The sequence below is a fragment of the Neobacillus sp. YX16 genome, assembly GCF_030123505.1.
Classification (GTDB): Bacteria; Bacillota; Bacilli; order Bacillales; family Cytobacillaceae; genus Neobacillus.
This window is the reverse complement of record NZ_CP126115.1, coordinates 3,063,417-3,080,660: the sequence shown is the minus strand read 5'-3', so window position 1 is coordinate 3,080,660 and position 17,244 is coordinate 3,063,417. Positions and strand designations below refer to the sequence as shown.

Here is a 17,244-nt window from a genome sequence, read left to right as displayed (position 1 = left end):
TTACCCCCAATTAATTAATTGATTTTTCAAGTGTTGATCTACTAGGCATAGATGATTGAGCTCCGAAGCTTGTGACCGATAATGCTGCTACTTTTTGAGCAAAACGAATAGCATCTTCTAACTTACCACCTTCTCCAAGAAAGACCGCTAACCCAGCATTGAACGCATCGCCCGCACCAGTAGTGTCCACGGCCACTACTTTATTTGCTCCTATATGAATGACACCATCCTCAACTGAGTAGGCAGCTCCGTCACCACCAAGTGTCATAACCACTTGCTTAACACCCTTTTTCTTTAGCTTAGGAATAATTTCTTCATACCTTTCGACCCCAGCCGCTTGTCCTGTTGCTATGTATCTTGCTTCCGTTTCGTTTGGGGTAAGTATATCGATTTGCTGTAAAAGAAAATCTGACAGATAGGCCGCAGGTGCAGGGTTTAAAATAATTGAGACATGATGGTTATTTGCAATCCGAACGGCTTCTTCCACCACATTCATTGGGATTTCTAACTGTAATAATACAAGGTCTGCAGAACGGATGATTTCTTCTGCCTGCCGAACATGAGCGGGGGTCATTCGATTGTTTGCGCCCGGAGAAACAACGATACTATTTTCACCGGATTCATTTACAGTAATCATAGCCACCCCGCTTGAAACACCGGATACCGTCGTTACATAATCTGTACCTATACATTCACCTTTTAATTTTGCGATCAATTCCTTACCAAAACCATCGTCCCCTATACAGCCAACCATTTCTACCTTAGCACCAAGCCTACTAGCAGCTACAGCCTGATTAGCACCTTTTCCACCTGGCATTGTTGCAAAATTACTTCCTATTATTGTCTCTCCTTCAAGTGCAATCCTAGGTGTACAGATGACCAAATCCATATTTAAACTTCCGATCACCACAATTCGAGCTTGTTTTGCCATAACTCCCCTCCGTTCAGCTATCATTTTTCACTCGGACGCTGTGGGCTTAAAAGAGTAATGATTTAACTCCATCTCGTGCAGTTTTCTTACTCGACGCCTGAATTCTTCATCAGTGCTGAATTCTGCTTTCAAGAAACCCTCTAGCAGTTCGACCAATAAAACAGGTCCTATAATTTGTGCACCGACGCACATAACATTAACATCATCGTGTTCCACACACTGATGCGCAGAATAAATGTCATGACAGACGGATGCACGAATTCCAGGAATTTTATTGGCTGCGATACACGCCCCTACTCCAGTACCACAAACCATAACTGCCCGTTCTACTTCGCCCGATAAGACTCCTGCACACACTGATCTAGTAATGTCCGGGAAATCGACGGGTTCAGGGTCATAGGATCCATAATCGATCACCTCATGCCCCATACTTTTTAAAGCGTTTACAACTGTGTCCTTTAATGGAAAACCTGCATGGTCTCCTCCTACTCCGATTCTCATCATTTATACCTCCCAAGTTTTTTGTATGTGCTTTCTATTCATCAAGCTTCATTTAAAAAATTTTACTGAGATGTATAATTCATTACACTTCTCGGTTAATCGTTTAACTTTGCTTTTAAATAAAAACCGATAAATCGGCAAATTCAGATAGTGAAAATTATATACAACCACTTGTTGTCTCTAGTTTGTTGGATTCGGTACTGTGCGGATTTTCCTTATTGCACCCGCAGGAATGCCGGATAATTAACTCAGTATCCATATAAGTGATTTCTCGCTTCACATGCTTATTTATAATTCTAGCTAGGATTAATCTTGCAGCATGTACACCTAGTTCGTAAGCTGGTTGCTTTATCGTAGTAATTGGCGGATCGACAATATCTGCCCAATCGGAATCATCATATCCAACGACTGCAAGCTGATCAGGAATTGAAATACCTGATTCCTTTAGATATTTATAAGCCCCCAATGTCATTGAATTGTTTGAAATAAACACCGCATCCGGCTTGTTATCCTGTTCCATTAGCTCTTTCATTTTCATGTAACCACTTTCGATATCAAAATTACCTTCCTTCACAAGCTCATCCGATTCGGTAATGCCATAATCCTCAAGAGCTCTCTTGTAACCAGTCAAACGATCTTTGCCAGTACTTATTGAAATAGGCCCAGTAATGATCGCTATTTTTTCATAACCATGCCGAATCAGATGCTCAGTGCCAGAATAAGCACCCTTAATATTGTTCGTCATGATCACATCGGATACCATGAAATCAGGACAACGGTTCAGGAATACCATTGGCACTCCCGTTTTCTCCATTGAGCGGAAATAATCACCTGTGTTCCCTGTGGATGAGACGATAAGTCCGTCTACTCTTTTGCCTATCAATACTTTGAGGTATTTATCCTCTTTCTCCACGGAAGAATCGGTGTTGCAAAGCAGTATGCTATAATCGCTCTTAGCTAGTTCTTCTTCAATCCCACGAACCACAATCGAAAAGAAAGGGTTTGCAATATCGGAGATTAGAAGCCCAATGATGCGTGATTCCTGCACTCGAAGACTTTTTGCTACAATATTAGGTTGATAGTTCAGTTCCTGAATTGCCGAGAAAACTTTGTTTTTTACTTCATCACTTACATTTTTTGTTTCGTTCAATACATTAGAAACAGTAGCCGTAGAAACACCAGCTAATGTTGCTACCTCTTTGAGGGTTGCTCTCTTCATTCAGAGTTTTCACCTCCTTTAATCGATTAACTAAATTTTATTCCGAATATTCATTCTTGTCAATCAATTAATTTAAATTTTACCAAGTGAATTAATGAAAAACAAAAAGAAGAATTAGAAAGAATTTAATAAGTATTATGGGGAAGCACTGTGCTCTTTTTAGGAATTAAAAAAGAGAATTGAAGAATATATCAATTATTATAATAACAAGTGCATAAAGCAAAAATTGGCAGGCATGAGTCCGGTTCAATACGTACCCATACCAGCCGATTCGCTTCTTAATATAAAACTCTAACTTTCGGGTTCCATCATCCCTCCCTTGCCTATCTATTCAGATTAATTCTAAAAACGAACAGATCGTTAAGATCCCTTTATCAAAGTTTTCTATGTTAAAATGTTCATTCGGTGCATGGAGATTTTCATCTGGCAGCCCGAATCCCATTAAGACAACAGGAGAATTTAAGGTATGGTTGAAATCCGATACAATCGGAATCGAGCCCCCTTCTCTTTTATATACAGGTGATACACCATAAACCTGTTCATACGCTTCAGCCGCTTTTTGAATCATCGGATCGTCGATTGGGGTCAAGAATGGATTACCAGTATCTTGAAGTGTCACTTTTACCGTGCATCCTTTTGGTGCTTTTTCTTCTAAATGCTTTTTGATTAAACCCTGGATTTTTTCTGGGTTTTGATTATTGACTAGGCGGCAGGTGATTTTAGCATGTGCCTCGTTCGGAATAACGGTTTTCGTCCCTTCTCCCTGAAATCCGCCCCATATGCCGTTTAACTCTAATGTTGGCCGAGAACTGATTTTCTCAGGATAAGGATAATTTGATTCCCCTCCCGTTAATTCCGTTAAACCTAACTGTTTTTTTAGCTTTTCTTCATCAAAGCCCAGTGCTTTAATTTGTTCCTTCTCAAATTCTGTCAAGTCTAGAACATCATCATAGAATTGATCAACATTTACCTTTCCGTTTGCATCATGAAGAGTAGAAAGCAGCTGCACTAACAAATGATTTGCGTTCTGAACTCCCCCGCCGAACATGCCGGAATGCAAATCCGTATTCGCTGTTTTAAGAGAAACCTCGAGAGCACATAGCCCTCTTAAAGAATACGTAATCGCAGGAACTCCTCGATCCCACATATCAGAATCGGAAATGACCACGACATCACAGGCTAATTTTTCTTTATTTTGTGATAAAAACTGAGGAAGATTAGGGCTTCCGATTTCTTCTTCTCCTTCGATGCAAAATTTAAGATTAACCGGTAACTTATTTTCTACTTTCAGCAGTGCTTCGACTGCTTTGATATGTAAGAATGTCTGCCCTTTATCATCTGTTGCCCCTCTGGCATAGATTTTTTCATCTCGGATGTTTGGTTCAAACGGAGGAGTTTCCCATAAGTGAATCGGGTCAACAGGCTGTACGTCATAATGACCGTATACTAATACAGTCGGTGCATTTTCCTGATGGAGCCAGTCAGCATAAATAATTGGATGACCTTTTGTTTGTACGATTTCAACGTGTTCCATTCCAATGCTTTCTAACTTTTTGGCGATCCAGGAAGCTGCTTTTTGAATGTCCTCTTTATGCTCAGATAAGGAGCTTATGCTTGGAATGCGGAGTAGTTCTTTTAATTCTTCAACATTTTGATGATGTTGCTTGGATACAAAATCGGATAATTGACTCATGTTCTCACCTATTCTTATTTATTTACATTTCTATTGTACACAAAAATGAAGAAGAAACTAGAAAAATCCCCCTCTAAAACAGAAAGGGATACGATCTCGTTATTATCTTAAGGCAGAGGCTGCCATTCTTATATAGGTATGTCTTTTACCTCTTACCGTAATCGAAAGGGTTTGAATATTTTCAGGTAGTGCCATACCAGAATACCCAGCATCCCCGATATGAAAAATATCTACTCCAGCTCTTTTAGAGCTCAAAGCGATTGCGCGGATTGTTTCTTCATCTGCTCCTTCTTGGCTGGTGCCAATTGCCGCAAGGGTTAATGCCCCTTTATTTTTAACGTTTTCTATTGCATTAGCAAGTGTTTCCTCACGAACACCAGGGACTGTTCCTGGAGCGGGGAAAAGAATGACATCTGCCCCTGCATCTGCAAAACGAGAAAATGCATCTAAATCAAACACACTCCCTGCCGTTCCAGCATTATGCATTTTGCCTGCGATGATCAGCCCTCCAAAATGTTTATTCGCCAATGTAATCGCCTGTTCAATTTTCTCATTGGTTACCCCTGATTTGGGGTTACCAGTTAAACAAATAAAATCACATCCCAATTGCTTTGCCATCGCTAGTGAATTTTCAGTAGCCGTACGTCCTTCCGGCAATGAATACAATTTTTCTAAGGAATTAGCATGCGGATCAACAGGTTCAAGATTAATGCCGACTGGCAGACCCGTTAGTTCTTTTATTTTTTGGATAATTTTTTCATCTACACTGCCTGCAGCATTGGATTGAAATATGCTGTATGACTCAACCCCATTTACTACAGGTTTGAAACAATCGAACATGTTCAGTAGAATCATATCCGCTCCGAACGCCTTCATTACTTCCGGGTTGGATACCTCTGGAAGTAAGGGTTGTGATGTTACTACCGTTTCCGCCATGATCGTTCTTCCTTCTGCTGCACGTATTGCCTGCTTTAATTCTTCTCTACCCATTTGCCGAAAATCAGAACCTCTACAATCTAATATCCTTTTCATCTCAATCACCTCATTTATTTATTCTCCAATATTCTTTCTTAGTGTTTCTACATGCGATAATGTCTATTGCATTTATTACACCCCTGTTTGTGTTATGTATTTATTATCACACATATATTCTACACCAAAATGACTTCCAGCATTGGTGGTCCCTTTTTTTCAAATCAAGACTCCTTGTAGTATTCAAAAATAGTGCCAGGCATCTTCCAATTTTTTTGGATGGCGCCTGGCACTATTTAATCAGTAGACCTTCGAAACGGTATTTAAATATCATTCCTTTACCTTAATTCTTTTATATACCAAGCGTCCATTGAATTATGTTCTGAACAATCTAGTGGTTTATCAAGTTGTTGGAAGCCTAATTTGATGTAAAGGAGATTAGCCGTTTGGAGTTTCTTCACTGTTTCTAAGTAACAGTGTGTGTAATGTTCCTTGGCGAAGTCGAGTGCTACTTTCATCAGTTCCTTCGACAAACCCATACCTTGAGCTTTGGGCGTAATATATAGCTTTTGCAACTCGCATATCCCTGTCTTTTGTCCAAATGGTGCAATCCCAACACCACCTACCACTTCATCATGTTCATTCACCGCAACCCAATATTTTGCATTTGATTGTTCCTTGTAAAATTGTGCTAGACTGCTTAACTGAGGGTCAAAATAAGCTGTTCCTGGAATGTCTAAGTCAAAAGATTCCAATGAACGTTTAATAATTTGCTCCATTGTTTGATTGTCTCTTTCTTCCATTTCACGAATCTGCATTGTTTCATTCATCCCCAATATCTAAAAACTGTTTATCTTAATAGTATTCTTCTTATCATTTAAAACTACGACCTCATTTTATTTGTTATTGAATATCATCTGTACTATGTACGTCTTCCTCATTTATGACGATACTATAAGAAATATTGGCCTCGTTTCTTACTTTCCACATCTATAACTCCCTATTAAGAAATTGAATCAATATGAATCCTATTTTAGCAAAAAATGCTCCCGACACCACGCAATTTTTGAATGGTGCCTGGCACTTTCCTATCGTATTAATGCAAACATCCATTAAATCCCCAGTTCGTCACATAGTTCAATCTGCTCCAGATATTGATCTTTTTTCTTTTTGCTAAATTTTCTTCCTTCCTAAGCAGTTCAAGGAATTTATATGGTGGATTCATGATATAAGCCACTCGTGCAAACCCCTCTTTTAGCAGCGTTCCTTGAATGGATTCACCATCGACATAAACATAGGCTAACAGTCGTCCGTAGGAATCTCTTGTGTTTCCCTGTTCAAACTCCAATGTTACCTTTCCGCTTTTCACCAGCTCGCTATTCCGTAAGAACGCTTCCTTTGCATAGAGCTGGACACACGTTTTTGGATTTCTTGACTCCGGTGTAACAATCAATAAATAGCGCACCGTTTCCATTTTTCCGTTAACATACACTTTAATGGTATCTCCATCAATGATATCGATTAAAGTAATAGGTGGTACGTTACTTACTTGATTTTCAGTCACCTGAACGGTGTTCTCTTGTGCCGTTTCTTCTTTCTGTGATGGCATTGAAAAGAATGCTATACCAGTAGCTGCCGCGATCATGGCGATAGATCCTGTTCGTTTTCTCATGAATAATCCCCCCTTGCCTTTCAAGTTACTAACTAGCAATATTGTTTGTTGAAATACCCCGCTATAGAAGGAAACCGCTCGAATTCCTTCCTCCTATCCCTAAACGAAACCACATCAATTCCGCTAGCAAGCTGGAAATCTAGTGAATATTTGTGACAATTCAATAATAGGCTTTTTCAACAACGCTCATCATTCTTCACCAGCCGTTAAGTAAGTTCAAATCCAACTGGAATCACTCTTCCGACAGGAAATGATTGTGTTGATTTATGCTTTTGGTTGGACTTTTGGTTGTCATGAAGGGTATCTATTTCTTCTACGGTCAGTAGAGATTCATTTTCCCAGTTTTTCAGAATTCCCACCACATAGTTAAGCTTTCGTTTGATATTGGCACATGCAATATTCATATCTTTTAAAATCATCTCTTTAGGCTGTAAGAAGCTAGAATCATCTAACAAAGATAAAGTTGCTGTTTTGCATTCACGTTTGAAACACCAAATCCATTGTTGTCCCAAAACTCAACAATTTCTTTCACATCGTTTTGATTATTCTGTAAAGGATTTTTAGTTTCTGGATTTCACACTACATTAGGATAAAGATCTTGTTGTTGTTTTTCTTTTTCATTTTCTTTTTCATTTTCTTTTTGTCCACGTATCGTATAACGGTGCGTGAACGAATTGTCATCTTCCTCACCATCTGTTTCTTTATATGTATCATTTTCATCTAGGTCACGATCTTCCTGATCGAAAACAATCCTTCCTTGTTCACAAAAGGATTCATAAAGGCTGCGAATATCATTCTTAAGTATATGTTCCAAAACATATTGAACCAGTGAGGTATCCTGAACCTCTTTTAATTCGGAATAAATACAATCCATGATCGGTTTCCCACCCTTATGCAGATTGTCTTTTCCCCGGTTTTTAATTGCAAGCTCTCTTGTTTCAGGATAGTAGCGAATCAACTTGTATTGATTGATAAATCTTTCCATCAACGAATGTACCTTCTCAATCGAATAGCCCAAAGTAAAAGCCAATTGTTTTCTCGTAATGGTATAGATTCCAATTTGAGTAGTTTTGGGATTTGTAAGCAGGTAAAGATAAAAATATTGGATTTTCCCAAAACTCAACACGCACCATTCAATATCTTGCCATCTTCAATCACTGACCTTCCTTTTTCAAAAATAACTTCCATAGGTTATATATAGATTTAGGAAGCAAAAGGACAGTGTGGTTTTAATAAAACTCTGAATGTTTTATGACTAACTATTTGCGTGGTACAGATCGCTCTCTGTTAAGGAATTTTATTATGTACTCGCTCCCTAAACATAAGCACCCACAATCGTTGCTCCGACAACAGTTGTGAGTGTTAAGTGGCTAAAAATATTCTCAATTTTTTTAAAGATACCGGCGGTTGTCGAACCGAAACTTATTTCCGATACAAGACGTTGATGATTTATTGTGGAGTTCCTAAAATGCCATCCAACACCAAAAATTTTTGATGGTGCCTGGCACTTTTTTCATTATCACCCACAGCATTTTTTATATTTTTTTTCCGCTTCCACATGGACAGGAACTAGAGACTGTTTGTTCAATATCAACATAGATTGAGAAAACTACTTTTTCATATGCTTGCTAATTTCTGGAAGTGCACCATTTGATAATTGATGGTAATTTGCTTGCCATTTAACCAGTTTCATTTAATTCTTATAGTAGTATAATTGTATGCTATTTCTCAGGGTCATTGCCAGAAAAAGAGACAAATATGATAATTTAAAGGCACCAACTAGTAAATTGGATGATTCCTGAATCGTTTACTTTGTCACTATTAATTTACAATAAATTCTACACAGTCAATTAACCCTTCCTATGTTATTATTTAATAGTTGATTTTTTTTCAGGAGGAAACCTTTCATGCTTGATGTGATTACATCCTTTATTAAAAAACAAGGTGAGAAGATGAAGTCTCCCACAAGTAACATCGATCTACAATATGATGAATTGTCTTCTTTTTTACAGGAAAATGGAGGAAATCATGCTTCTCATTTGATTTTTTTAAAAGATAAAGAGATTTTTTGGACGAAAGAGCGAGATGTACTAATTGTATATAAACGCATTGCAAATAAATTAATGGTTTTAGGTGATCCAATTGGAGATGAAGCAAAAATTCAGGAAGCCATAATAGATTTCTGTGAATATAGCAAAAGCAGAGGCTTTAAACCTGTTTTCTATCAAATAAGCCCACAGTATATGCACTATTACCATGATACAGGTTTTCGCTTCTTCAAGGTGGGCGAAGAGGGATTAGTGAATCTCCAACAATTTTCTTTAGAAGGAAAACAAGGAGCAAAATTACGAACAAGATTGAATAAATTTACGCGAAATTCTTATACATTTAGCGTAGTCCACCCCCCTTATTCTAATCACCTGCTTTCCGAATTAAAGCATATTTCCGATTCATGGTTAGGCAGTCAGAAGGAAAAAGGGTTTTCGGTCGTCTCTTTTAGCAAAGAATATGTTTCGCGTTTCCCTATCGCCCTTTTACACAACCCTGAAGGGAAAGTAATTGCTTTTTCGACGTTAGCAAGCGATTTTCAAAATACGGTTACCATTGACCTGATGAGAAAATATTCAGATAGCCCTCATGGAACAATGGATGTATTATTTATTCATATATTTCAGTGGGCAAAAAATAATGGATATCAAATCTGCAGTTTGGGTATGTCACCATTATCAAATGTAGGAAACTGCAAACATTCATTTACATGTGAAAAATTAATTCGTCTAGCCTACCTTTACGGGAATTCCTTATACAATTTTAAAGGTCTAAAAGAATTTAAAAGTAAATTTTCTACCGATTGGGAACCAAAATATTTAGCTTACAAAAAAACCTTTCTGCCGTTAACTATTTTACAACTACTTTTTCTGATCAACTCTAAACGTAGTTCAATAGATATTAAGGAAAGAAAAAATAATTCTATTAAAAATGCTATCTCAAAATGGCGTTTTGAATGACCAAAATGAGAGGCTATAATGATGCTCGTAAGCAAAGAACTATTTCTTAAATTTATCAAATACAGTGTTGTGGGCTGCATAAGCGTGCTCATTTATTTTCTTTCCGTTTTCATCTTGGTTGAACTTTTTGACAAAGATCCGATTTTCGCATCAACATTTTCCTTTATTATCATGACTTACATTTCATTTCTATTAAACAAAAAATTTACCTTTGGCAGCGACTTCTCCTACAATCAATTGTTGCGTTTTCTAGTTGTTTCTGCCATTGGTTTCATCTTAAATTTTGGTATTATGTATCTAGTAGTAAATATACTTTCACTTCACTATGTAATCGGTGAGCTAATCACAACATTGATAATACCCATCATCAACTTCATATTGAATAACTATTGGACATTTAAATAGTAGGAAAAAGACCGGAGGGACGGTTCTGATGGCTTTTTAGTCGTTACTGCCCCCCGTTACATTAACGCAGTGATTCGCCGGGGGACTGACCCCTAGCAAAGAAAAAAACACTCACAAACTGACAGCTTCGTTATTAAACTTTTGCACCAGTATACCATTTAAGCTTTTTCCTTACGGATTTTGATTAACTTTACTGAACAATCGCCCCCGTTGTATTAGGTGGTATTATTTTTTATCAAGGAATATATCGACCTTTCTTAAAAATCTAAAAAAAAGCCGATTTTCAACGGCTTTTTTTATATTGTATTTGTTAATTCATTTATCCCTAATTTCCCATTAAGTTTTCAAATATAACAGAGATATTCCATTCCATCATACCAATATAAGAATCTCCATCTTCACCCTGTTTTCCAAGAGAGTCTGTAAATAATGTCCCACCAATTGGAACACCAGTTTCTGTTGAAACCATTTCCATACTGCGAGGGTCGATACTCGTTTCTACAAATAATACTGGAATTTCTTGTTCATTGATTAAATCCACTATTTGCTTTACTTGTTGCGGTGTTCCTTGATTTTCTGCATTGATCTCCCAAATGTATCCTGCCTCAAATTCGTATGCATCACTAAAATATTTAAAAGCTCCCTCACTTGTAACTAAAAAACGCTTTTCCTTAGGAATTTTATTAAAGCTTTCTAACGCTTCTTGATGAAGTTTTTCTAATTTCAAAATATATTCTTTAGCATTTTTTTCGTAAATATTTGCATTCGCTGAATCTATTTCAATCAGTGCATCTCTTGCATTTTCTGCATACTTAATTCCGTTGCGGATATCAAGCCATGCATGTGGATCTTCTTCACCTTCATTTCCTTCTGATGTTAAAAATTTAGGATCTACTCCTTCACTTAGTCTAAATACAGGCGCATCCTCACCAGTCTTTCCCGCAGTTTGGATAAGTTTCTCAAACCAAGAGTTACCCGCTTCAAGATTTAAACCATTATAAAAAACGACATCTGCATCTGTTGTTTTTTGAATGTCTAATGGAAGTGGGTCATATTCATGCGGATTAGATCCTACTTTAGCTAAACTATGAATCTCTATTTGATCGCCACCGATATTTTTTACGATATCATAAAGAATTGAGTAAGTCGTAACCACCTGTAACTTATCATCTTTATGTTCTTTTCCTACTTCACTACCGGTTTCTTTACTTTCACTACATCCTGCCAGAATTACAATTGCCAAAAGGCTTGTTATAAATAATTTTAAAATATATTTCATTGCTATTCCTCCTAAATTTTTATGAAAGGGCTTGTTTTTTCCTTCTTGCTTTTAAGGAACGCCATAAGATACCTTGTTTTGGTGAAAAACCAAAGGCTAATAGGAAGAGGGCAGTTGAAACTAAGACAATGGTTGCTCCTGAGGCTAAGTTATAAGTGAAGCTAAAGTATAAACCCACAACCGATGCAATCACTCCTAAACCAGCTGAAAGGTAAATCATTACCCATAATCGATTGGTTAATAAGTAGGCTGTTGCTGCTGGTGTGATTAGCATAGCCACTACCAGTATGATTCCCACCGTTTGTAAAGAAGCAACAGTTACCATTGTCAGTAGCGTCATTAAAAAATAATGGATGATTTTAATTGGTAGTCCGTACGCTTCTGCCATGGTTGGATCAAAAGAAGTCACAAGCAGTTCTTTATAGAACAAATAAATAGAAATTAACACAAATATTCCTATTCCCAGTGTAGTCCACATATCTGAAGGTCGGACTGCTAATACATTCCCAAACAAGATGTGATAAAGGTCCGTACTACTTTTCATAAGGGTGATTAGAATAATTCCTAATGCAAAAGCAGCCGTAAACATAATTCCAATGGATATATCATTTTTGATACGACTATTTTGGCTAACAAAACCGATTGACATTGCGGTCAAAACACCTGAAATAACGGCTCCAGCAAAGAAATTAATTCCAAGCATGTAAGCAATTGCCACCCCTGGAAGAACAGCATGAGAAATCGCATCACCCATTAGTGCCATTCCTCTTAAAATGATAAAACAGCCCACTACTCCACAAATAATTCCAACCATTATAGAGGTTAAAAGAGCTTTTTGTAAAAATCCGTATTGAATCACAGCCTCAATAAAAGACATTTATACCTTCACCCCCAATCTATCAAGAAACGAAAACTGTCCAGAATACGCTTTAGCCAAAACTTCCGCATTTAAAACCTGATTTATATCTCCAAAACCAATAAGTTCTTTATTTAACAGAACAAGTTGGTCAAAATAATCACTGACTTTACTTAGATCATGATGAACAACAAGAATCGTTTTGCCACTATTCTTTAATTCTTTCAATATAGTAATAATGGTTTCTTCACTTGATACGTCTATACCAACAAAAGGCTCATCCAGAAAGAGCATTTCAGATTCTTGAGCAAGTGCCCTTGCTAAAAAAACTCGTTGTTGCTGTCCCCCTGAAAGTTCTCCAATTTGACGCTTACTAAATTCTGCAATACCAACCCTTTGTAAACATTGTAGCGCCCATTCTTTTTCTGCCTTTTTTGGTCTTTTGAATAAACCTAGTTTTGGATACGTTCCGAGTAAGACAGTATCTAAAACAGTGATTGGAAAATCCCAGTCAATATTGCTCCTTTGCGGGACATAGGCAACGGATTTTCTTAGCTCATTAAAACTTTTTCCGTATATTTGAACTTCGCCTTTATCTTTCGGGATAAGGTTTAACAATGCCTTTAATAGCGTTGATTTCCCAGCTCCATTTGGACCAATAATCCCAACTAATTTACCTGGTTCTATTGAAAAACTAACATTTTTCACCGCTTCATTACCATGGTAGGACACAAACAAACTTTTCACTGAAAGCGCTGGATTCATTAATAATCATCTCCTTCATATCTAATGTTTTTCTTTGTATGAAAAATGTTGACTTAATGCAATTTTTAATTAAAAAAATAAAGTGGAAATTTACCACATCTTACTTTAACTATATATATGGTCTAATTAAAAAAAGTTTACCTTAGGAAACATTTTAAACTACAGGAAAAACCATGTCAATTAAAAAGGCTTTTCTTTTGTATTCTCATCGAAGAATTCAAAAAGCCTCCTGAAAAGAGACATCCCTCACCTTCTCTGTCCACCACACAACATATGAAAGGTGTTTCTCTTGATATAAGGCTCCATCCATTTGCTCCTGTCTCACATCGATTGCCTGTGTTGACCTGAATAGGTAAAACGATATAAGCCTTGAAGGCTTCTCCATACTGTTAGTGTAAGAACAGGAAAACCATCACCTTTATTGCTTCCTCAGGGATAGGGACACCATAAGGTGAAAACTCCTCTATTAGTTGCCCTGTTTTAGCAACCTGTCGCATTAATGGTATCTCCGTCAATGATATCGATTAAAGTAATGGCTACGTTACTTACTTGATCTTCAGTTACCTGAAGGGTATTCTCTTGTGCCGTTTCTTCATTCTGAGATGGTAATGGATAGATTGCTATAAAGGCTGCTGCTGCGATCATAGTGATAGCTCCTGTTCGTTTTCTCATGAATAATCCCCTCTTGCCTTTCAAGTTACTAACTAGCAATATTGTTTGTTGAATTACCCCGCTATAGAAGGAAACCGCTCGAATTCCTTCCTCCTATCCCTAAACGAAACCACATCAATTCCGCTAGCAAGCTGGAAATCTAGTGAATATTTGTGACAATTCAATAATAGTCTTTTTCAACAACGCTCATCATTCTTCACCAGCCGTTAAGTAAGTTCAAATCCAACTGTAATCACTCTTCCGACAGGAAATGATTGTGTTGATATATGCTTTTGGTTGGACTTTTGGTTGTCATGAAGGGTATCTATTTCTTCTACGGTCAGTAGAGATTCATTTTCCCAGTTTTTCAGAATCCCCACCACATAGTGAAGCTTTCGTTTGTTATTGGCACATGCAATATTCATAGCTTATAAAATCATCTCTTTAGGCTGTAAGAAACAAGAATCATCTAACCAAGATAAAAGCTGCTGCTTTGCATTCACGTTTAAAACACCAAATCCATTGGTGTCCCAAAACTCAACAATTTCTTTCACATCGTTTTGATCATTCTGTAAAGGAGTTTTAATTTCTGGATTTCTCACTACATTAGGATAAAGATCTTGTTGTTGTTTTTCTTTTTCATTTTCTTTTTCATTTTCTTTTTGTCCACGTATCGTATAACGGTGCGTGAACGAATCGTCATCTTCCTCACCATCTGTTTCTTTATATGTATCATTTTCATCTAGGTCACGATCTTCCTGATCGAAAACCATCCTTCCTTGTTCACAAAAGGATTCATAAAGGCTGCGAATATCATTCTTAAGTATATGTTCCAAAACATATTGAACCAGTGAGGTATCCTGAACTTCTTTTAATTCGGAATAAATACAATCCATGATCGGTTTCCCACCCTTATGCAGATTGTCTTTTCACCAGTTTTTAATTGCAAGCTCTCTTGTTTCAGGATTGTAGCGAATCAACTTGTATTGATTGATAAATCTTTCCATCAACGAATGTACCTTCTCAATCGAATAGCCCAAAGTAAAAGCCAATTGTTTTCTCGTAATGGTATAGATTCCAATTTGAGTAGTTTTGGGATTTGTAAGCAGGTAAAGATAAAAATATTGGATTTTCCCAAAACTCAACACGGACTATTCGATATCTTGCCATCTTCAATCACTGACCTTCCTTTTTCAAAAATAACTTCCATAAGTTATATATAGATTTAGGAGGCAAAAGGACAGGGTGACCATGGGGACGGTTCTAGCGGTCCTTTTTGTTTAACTTGTCCCATGAGAACCGTCCCTATGGACACCTAGTAAATATGGTATCCTATTTCTAAGAAGCAAGTTAGAAAGGTAGAATGATATGTACACAAAACAAGATTTACTTGACCATCTGAAAGATTTAGGAATCGATGGAAATGGAACGTTACTTGTTCATTCTTCAATGAAAAGTATTGGGCAAGTTGAGGGTGGTGCGGAAACTGTCCTTGATTCGTTGTCCGAATATATGAAAAATGGCCTTTTAGTTTTTCCTACACATACATGGTCGTATATAAATGCTGAAAATCCTCGGTTTCATGTAAATGAGTCTCCATCTTGTGTGGGTCTATTAACGGAACTTTTTTGGAAACGTCCCGGTGTTGTTCGCTCATGGCATCCTACACATTCAGTGGCAGCATTGGGAAAAAAGGCTCATGAATTTGTTGCAGGAAATGAAAAATTTGATACGCCTTGTGCAAGGGAATCTAGTTGGGGGAAATTACTAGATCAAAAGGCAACCATTCTACTAATAGGGGTTGGTTTAACCAGATGTACCTATATCCACGGAGTCGAGGAATGGGTTGATATACCTGGTCGTTTAACGGATCATCATGAACAGCTTTACACCGTACTACCAGATAAAACCGAAATTTCAGTTCCACAAAGAAGACATATTGGTCACACCTCTGAAAAATATGAACGAGTTGAAGAAATCTTTCTTACTAATCAAGTGATGTATAAAGGTCATTTTGGCGATGCGAACGTGCGAGTCTGCGATACAGAAAAAATGACAGACTTGCTCTATCATATACTAAAGGAAGACCAAGAAGTATTCTCTTGAGAAAACCGTGGGGACGGTTCTCGCGGTCATTTTTGTCTAATTTGTACCATGAGAACCGTCCCTCTGGACACTCTTTGGACACTCCTCTGGACACTTCGGTCATTAGGGACCGTGGGGGGACCGTGGGGACGGTTCTGGTGGCTTTTTTATTTCGTAGCTAGGATGAAAAAGCTAATCCAATTTGAATTTGTTCAGAATAAGATTCAAGAAAACAAGAAAACCACCCTTCGCTTTCGTTAGCAAATGGTGGTTCTCACAAATAATCTGCATTTAAAACAACAAGCAATAAGATTATTGCTTGGCAAAAGTTAATCATTCCGGATTTTGAACAAACAAAAATATCAGTATCAGGGTCTAATGTTAAAACTTCCTCGGCATCAATACCCTCAATTGTTACTTTAGTTGTTTCCCATACATTACTGCATCACGTAATTGTAAATATAAATAATGCAATCAATGAATAGAATAACTTCCGAAACAACCTACTCCCCCCTTTTTAAGCTAATAGACGGATAAAATCTATCAAAAATTCCTTATTCTACTCTCTAGGTCAAATCATTATTTTAAGTCTGATAATTTTTCTCCCGTAATAATTTCGTATAGGATTGCCGATTTTTCTTTATCTAATTGAGCATATTTACTTTCAGCATCTATAACAAGTTCTACTTTTTCCTTATTTGGGCTTATCCAAAGCTCATACAACACTGCTTTCGCTTCAATGTTAGAATTTTTGTATTGAAATCCAAACCTGTAATCAGGAGGGCGTACCATAGACACTTTTGCATTTTCCCAATCAATATCTGATAAAATCTCTTTCACTTTTTTAACTTGCTCATTATTATTAATTTCTTTAAAGTCCTCATAATGATTTTCATTCCCCATATACTTTTGGACTTCTATCCATTGTTCCCCATCTTTTAAATCATTTGAACAACCTGCTAAAAATATTAACAGCATTCCAATAGTGACCATTAATTTTTTGTATTGTTTCAAGTGAATCCACCCCTTTTATTATAGGACGAATTGTTTTAGGTAAAGTTTCAACGTGTTCCATCTTAAAACATTCTTCGACCAACCTGTTAACTGGCCAGACCTCTGGTTCCTGCGAACACCAAAGTATCTTAAAGTCCTATTTCATTAAAAGCCCTTAGCACAAAGAAGAGCTCGATTCTTACTGTAGAATCGA

Annotated in this window: 20 protein-coding genes and 1 pseudogene; 4 read left to right on the top strand and 17 right to left on the bottom strand. The window is 37.1% G+C overall.

Going from position 1 to position 17,244, the window contains the following annotated elements; genetic code table 11:
• Positions 1–10: 10 nt before the first annotated feature.
• From rbsK to QNH48_RS14895, 3 genes are all read right to left on the bottom strand, one after another.
• Positions 11–931, bottom strand: coding sequence for a ribokinase (rbsK, locus tag QNH48_RS14905; protein ID WP_283955604.1), 921 nt, complete (start codon positions 929–931; stop codon positions 11–13).
• 27 nt (positions 932–958) lie between these two features.
• Complete coding sequence (locus QNH48_RS14900; protein WP_283955603.1) at positions 959–1,435, bottom strand: RpiB/LacA/LacB family sugar-phosphate isomerase; 477 nt, start codon at positions 1,433–1,435, stop codon at positions 959–961.
• Between the two features lie 154 nt (positions 1,436–1,589).
• The gene (locus QNH48_RS14895; protein WP_283955602.1) at positions 1,590–2,651 is read right to left on the bottom strand and encodes a LacI family DNA-binding transcriptional regulator; all 1,062 of its coding nucleotides are present in this window, start codon (positions 2,649–2,651) and stop codon (positions 1,590–1,592) included.
• Positions 2,652–2,826: 175 nt separating this feature from the next.
• Here QNH48_RS14895 and QNH48_RS14890 point away from each other — a divergent pair.
• Positions 2,827–2,946: pseudogene (locus tag QNH48_RS14890) on the top strand (IS3 family transposase); the annotation flags it as partial.
• A 36-nt stretch (positions 2,947–2,982) separates the two neighbouring features.
• Here the strand turns inward: QNH48_RS14890 and QNH48_RS14885 are convergent.
• From QNH48_RS14885 to QNH48_RS14860, 6 genes are all read right to left on the bottom strand, one after another.
• A complete protein-coding gene (locus QNH48_RS14885) occupies positions 2,983–4,344 on the bottom strand; it encodes a dipeptidase (protein ID WP_283955601.1) in 1,362 nt (453 codons plus the stop codon).
• 102 nt (positions 4,345–4,446) lie between these two features.
• Complete coding sequence (locus tag QNH48_RS14880; RefSeq protein ID WP_283955600.1) at positions 4,447–5,376, bottom strand: DUF7916 family protein; 930 nt, start codon at positions 5,374–5,376, stop codon at positions 4,447–4,449.
• 278 nt (positions 5,377–5,654) lie between these two features.
• On the bottom strand, positions 5,655–6,134 hold the full coding sequence (locus QNH48_RS14875; RefSeq protein WP_283955599.1) for a GNAT family N-acetyltransferase: 480 nt from the start codon (positions 6,132–6,134) through the stop codon (positions 5,655–5,657).
• Between the two features lie 278 nt (positions 6,135–6,412).
• Positions 6,413–6,988, bottom strand: a complete 576-nt coding sequence (locus tag QNH48_RS14870) for a thermonuclease family protein (RefSeq protein ID WP_283955598.1) — start codon at positions 6,986–6,988, stop codon at positions 6,413–6,415.
• A 206-nt stretch (positions 6,989–7,194) separates the two neighbouring features.
• Positions 7,195–7,500, bottom strand: coding sequence for a DnaD domain protein (locus QNH48_RS14865; protein ID WP_283955597.1), 306 nt, complete (start codon positions 7,498–7,500; stop codon positions 7,195–7,197).
• Positions 7,501–7,562: 62 nt separating this feature from the next.
• A complete protein-coding gene (locus QNH48_RS14860; RefSeq protein WP_283955596.1) occupies positions 7,563–8,114 on the bottom strand; it encodes a hypothetical protein in 552 nt (183 codons plus the stop codon).
• 781 nt (positions 8,115–8,895) lie between these two features.
• Between QNH48_RS14860 and QNH48_RS14855 the strand changes: the two genes are divergently transcribed.
• Both QNH48_RS14855 and QNH48_RS14850 read left to right on the top strand, forming a co-directional pair.
• Complete coding sequence (locus QNH48_RS14855) at positions 8,896–9,996, top strand: phosphatidylglycerol lysyltransferase domain-containing protein (RefSeq protein WP_283955595.1); 1,101 nt, start codon at positions 8,896–8,898, stop codon at positions 9,994–9,996.
• Positions 9,997–10,014: 18 nt separating this feature from the next.
• A complete protein-coding gene (locus QNH48_RS14850) occupies positions 10,015–10,401 on the top strand; it encodes a GtrA family protein (protein WP_095250213.1) in 387 nt (128 codons plus the stop codon).
• A gap of 325 nt (positions 10,402–10,726) precedes the next feature.
• Here QNH48_RS14850 and QNH48_RS14845 read toward each other — a convergent pair whose 3' ends face one another.
• The 7 genes from QNH48_RS14845 to QNH48_RS14815 form a co-directional block, all read right to left on the bottom strand.
• Positions 10,727–11,680: a metal ABC transporter substrate-binding protein gene (locus tag QNH48_RS14845; RefSeq protein ID WP_283955594.1), complete on the bottom strand. Its 954-nt coding sequence runs from the start codon at positions 11,678–11,680 to the stop codon at positions 10,727–10,729.
• A gap of 19 nt (positions 11,681–11,699) precedes the next feature.
• Positions 11,700–12,557, bottom strand: coding sequence for a metal ABC transporter permease (locus QNH48_RS14840; RefSeq protein WP_283955593.1), 858 nt, complete (start codon positions 12,555–12,557; stop codon positions 11,700–11,702).
• Positions 12,558–13,301 (bottom strand): metal ABC transporter ATP-binding protein, encoded by a 744-nt coding sequence (locus QNH48_RS14835; RefSeq protein WP_283955592.1) that lies wholly within the window; start codon positions 13,299–13,301, stop codon positions 12,558–12,560. It abuts the gene before it with no gap.
• 480 nt (positions 13,302–13,781) lie between these two features.
• Positions 13,782–13,973 (bottom strand): hypothetical protein, encoded by a 192-nt coding sequence (locus QNH48_RS14830; protein WP_283955591.1) that lies wholly within the window; start codon positions 13,971–13,973, stop codon positions 13,782–13,784.
• Positions 13,974–14,179: 206 nt separating this feature from the next.
• A complete protein-coding gene (locus QNH48_RS14825) occupies positions 14,180–14,377 on the bottom strand; it encodes a DnaD domain protein (RefSeq protein WP_283955590.1) in 198 nt (65 codons plus the stop codon).
• A gap of 3 nt (positions 14,378–14,380) precedes the next feature.
• Entirely contained in the window at positions 14,381–14,848 is a 468-nt protein-coding gene (locus QNH48_RS14820) for a hypothetical protein (RefSeq protein WP_283955589.1), read from the bottom strand.
• Between the two features lie 33 nt (positions 14,849–14,881).
• Positions 14,882–15,100 carry a hypothetical protein gene (locus QNH48_RS14815; protein ID WP_283955588.1) on the bottom strand — a complete coding sequence of 73 codons (219 nt, stop codon included), beginning with the start codon at positions 15,098–15,100 and terminating at the stop codon, positions 14,882–14,884.
• A gap of 220 nt (positions 15,101–15,320) precedes the next feature.
• Here QNH48_RS14815 and QNH48_RS14810 point away from each other — a divergent pair, with 220 nt between their 5' ends.
• Positions 15,321–16,058 (top strand): AAC(3) family N-acetyltransferase, encoded by a 738-nt coding sequence (locus QNH48_RS14810; RefSeq protein ID WP_283955587.1) that lies wholly within the window; start codon positions 15,321–15,323, stop codon positions 16,056–16,058.
• A 558-nt stretch (positions 16,059–16,616) separates the two neighbouring features.
• On the opposite strand, the gene QNH48_RS14805 is transcribed toward QNH48_RS14810, so the two are convergent.
• The gene (locus QNH48_RS14805) at positions 16,617–17,051 is read right to left on the bottom strand and encodes a YhfM domain-containing protein (RefSeq protein WP_481858475.1); all 435 of its coding nucleotides are present in this window, start codon (positions 17,049–17,051) and stop codon (positions 16,617–16,619) included.
• Positions 17,052–17,244 lie beyond the last annotated feature (193 nt).

Coding starts and splice junctions, on each gene's coding strand:
- rbsK (WP_283955604.1), bottom strand. CDS start 931: ATGGCAAAACAAGCTCGAATTGTGGTGATCGGAAGTTTAAATATGGAT.
- QNH48_RS14900 (WP_283955603.1), bottom strand. CDS start 1,435: ATGATGAGAATCGGAGTAGGAGGAGACCATGCAGGTTTTCCATTAAAG.
- QNH48_RS14895 (WP_283955602.1), bottom strand. CDS start 2,651: ATGAAGAGAGCAACCCTCAAAGAGGTAGCAACATTAGCTGGTGTTTCT.
- QNH48_RS14885 (WP_283955601.1), bottom strand. CDS start 4,344: ATGAGTCAATTATCCGATTTTGTATCCAAGCAACATCATCAAAATGTT.
- QNH48_RS14880 (WP_283955600.1), bottom strand. CDS start 5,376: ATGAAAAGGATATTAGATTGTAGAGGTTCTGATTTTCGGCAAATGGGT.
- QNH48_RS14875 (WP_283955599.1), bottom strand. CDS start 6,134: ATGCAGATTCGTGAAATGGAAGAAAGAGACAATCAAACAATGGAGCAA.
- QNH48_RS14870 (WP_283955598.1), bottom strand. CDS start 6,988: ATGAGAAAACGAACAGGATCTATCGCCATGATCGCGGCAGCTACTGGT.
- QNH48_RS14855 (WP_283955595.1), top strand. CDS start 8,896: ATGCTTGATGTGATTACATCCTTTATTAAAAAACAAGGTGAGAAGATG.
- QNH48_RS14850 (WP_095250213.1), top strand. CDS start 10,015: ATGATGCTCGTAAGCAAAGAACTATTTCTTAAATTTATCAAATACAGT.
- QNH48_RS14845 (WP_283955594.1), bottom strand. CDS start 11,680: ATGAAATATATTTTAAAATTATTTATAACAAGCCTTTTGGCAATTGTA.
- QNH48_RS14840 (WP_283955593.1), bottom strand. CDS start 12,557: ATGTCTTTTATTGAGGCTGTGATTCAATACGGATTTTTACAAAAAGCT.
- QNH48_RS14835 (WP_283955592.1), bottom strand. CDS start 13,301: ATGAATCCAGCGCTTTCAGTGAAAAGTTTGTTTGTGTCCTACCATGGT.
- QNH48_RS14830 (WP_283955591.1), bottom strand. CDS start 13,973: ATGAGAAAACGAACAGGAGCTATCACTATGATCGCAGCAGCAGCCTTT.
- QNH48_RS14825 (WP_283955590.1), bottom strand. CDS start 14,377: ATGAATATTGCATGTGCCAATAACAAACGAAAGCTTCACTATGTGGTG.
- QNH48_RS14820 (WP_283955589.1), bottom strand. CDS start 14,848: ATGGATTGTATTTATTCCGAATTAAAAGAAGTTCAGGATACCTCACTG.
- QNH48_RS14810 (WP_283955587.1), top strand. CDS start 15,321: ATGTACACAAAACAAGATTTACTTGACCATCTGAAAGATTTAGGAATC.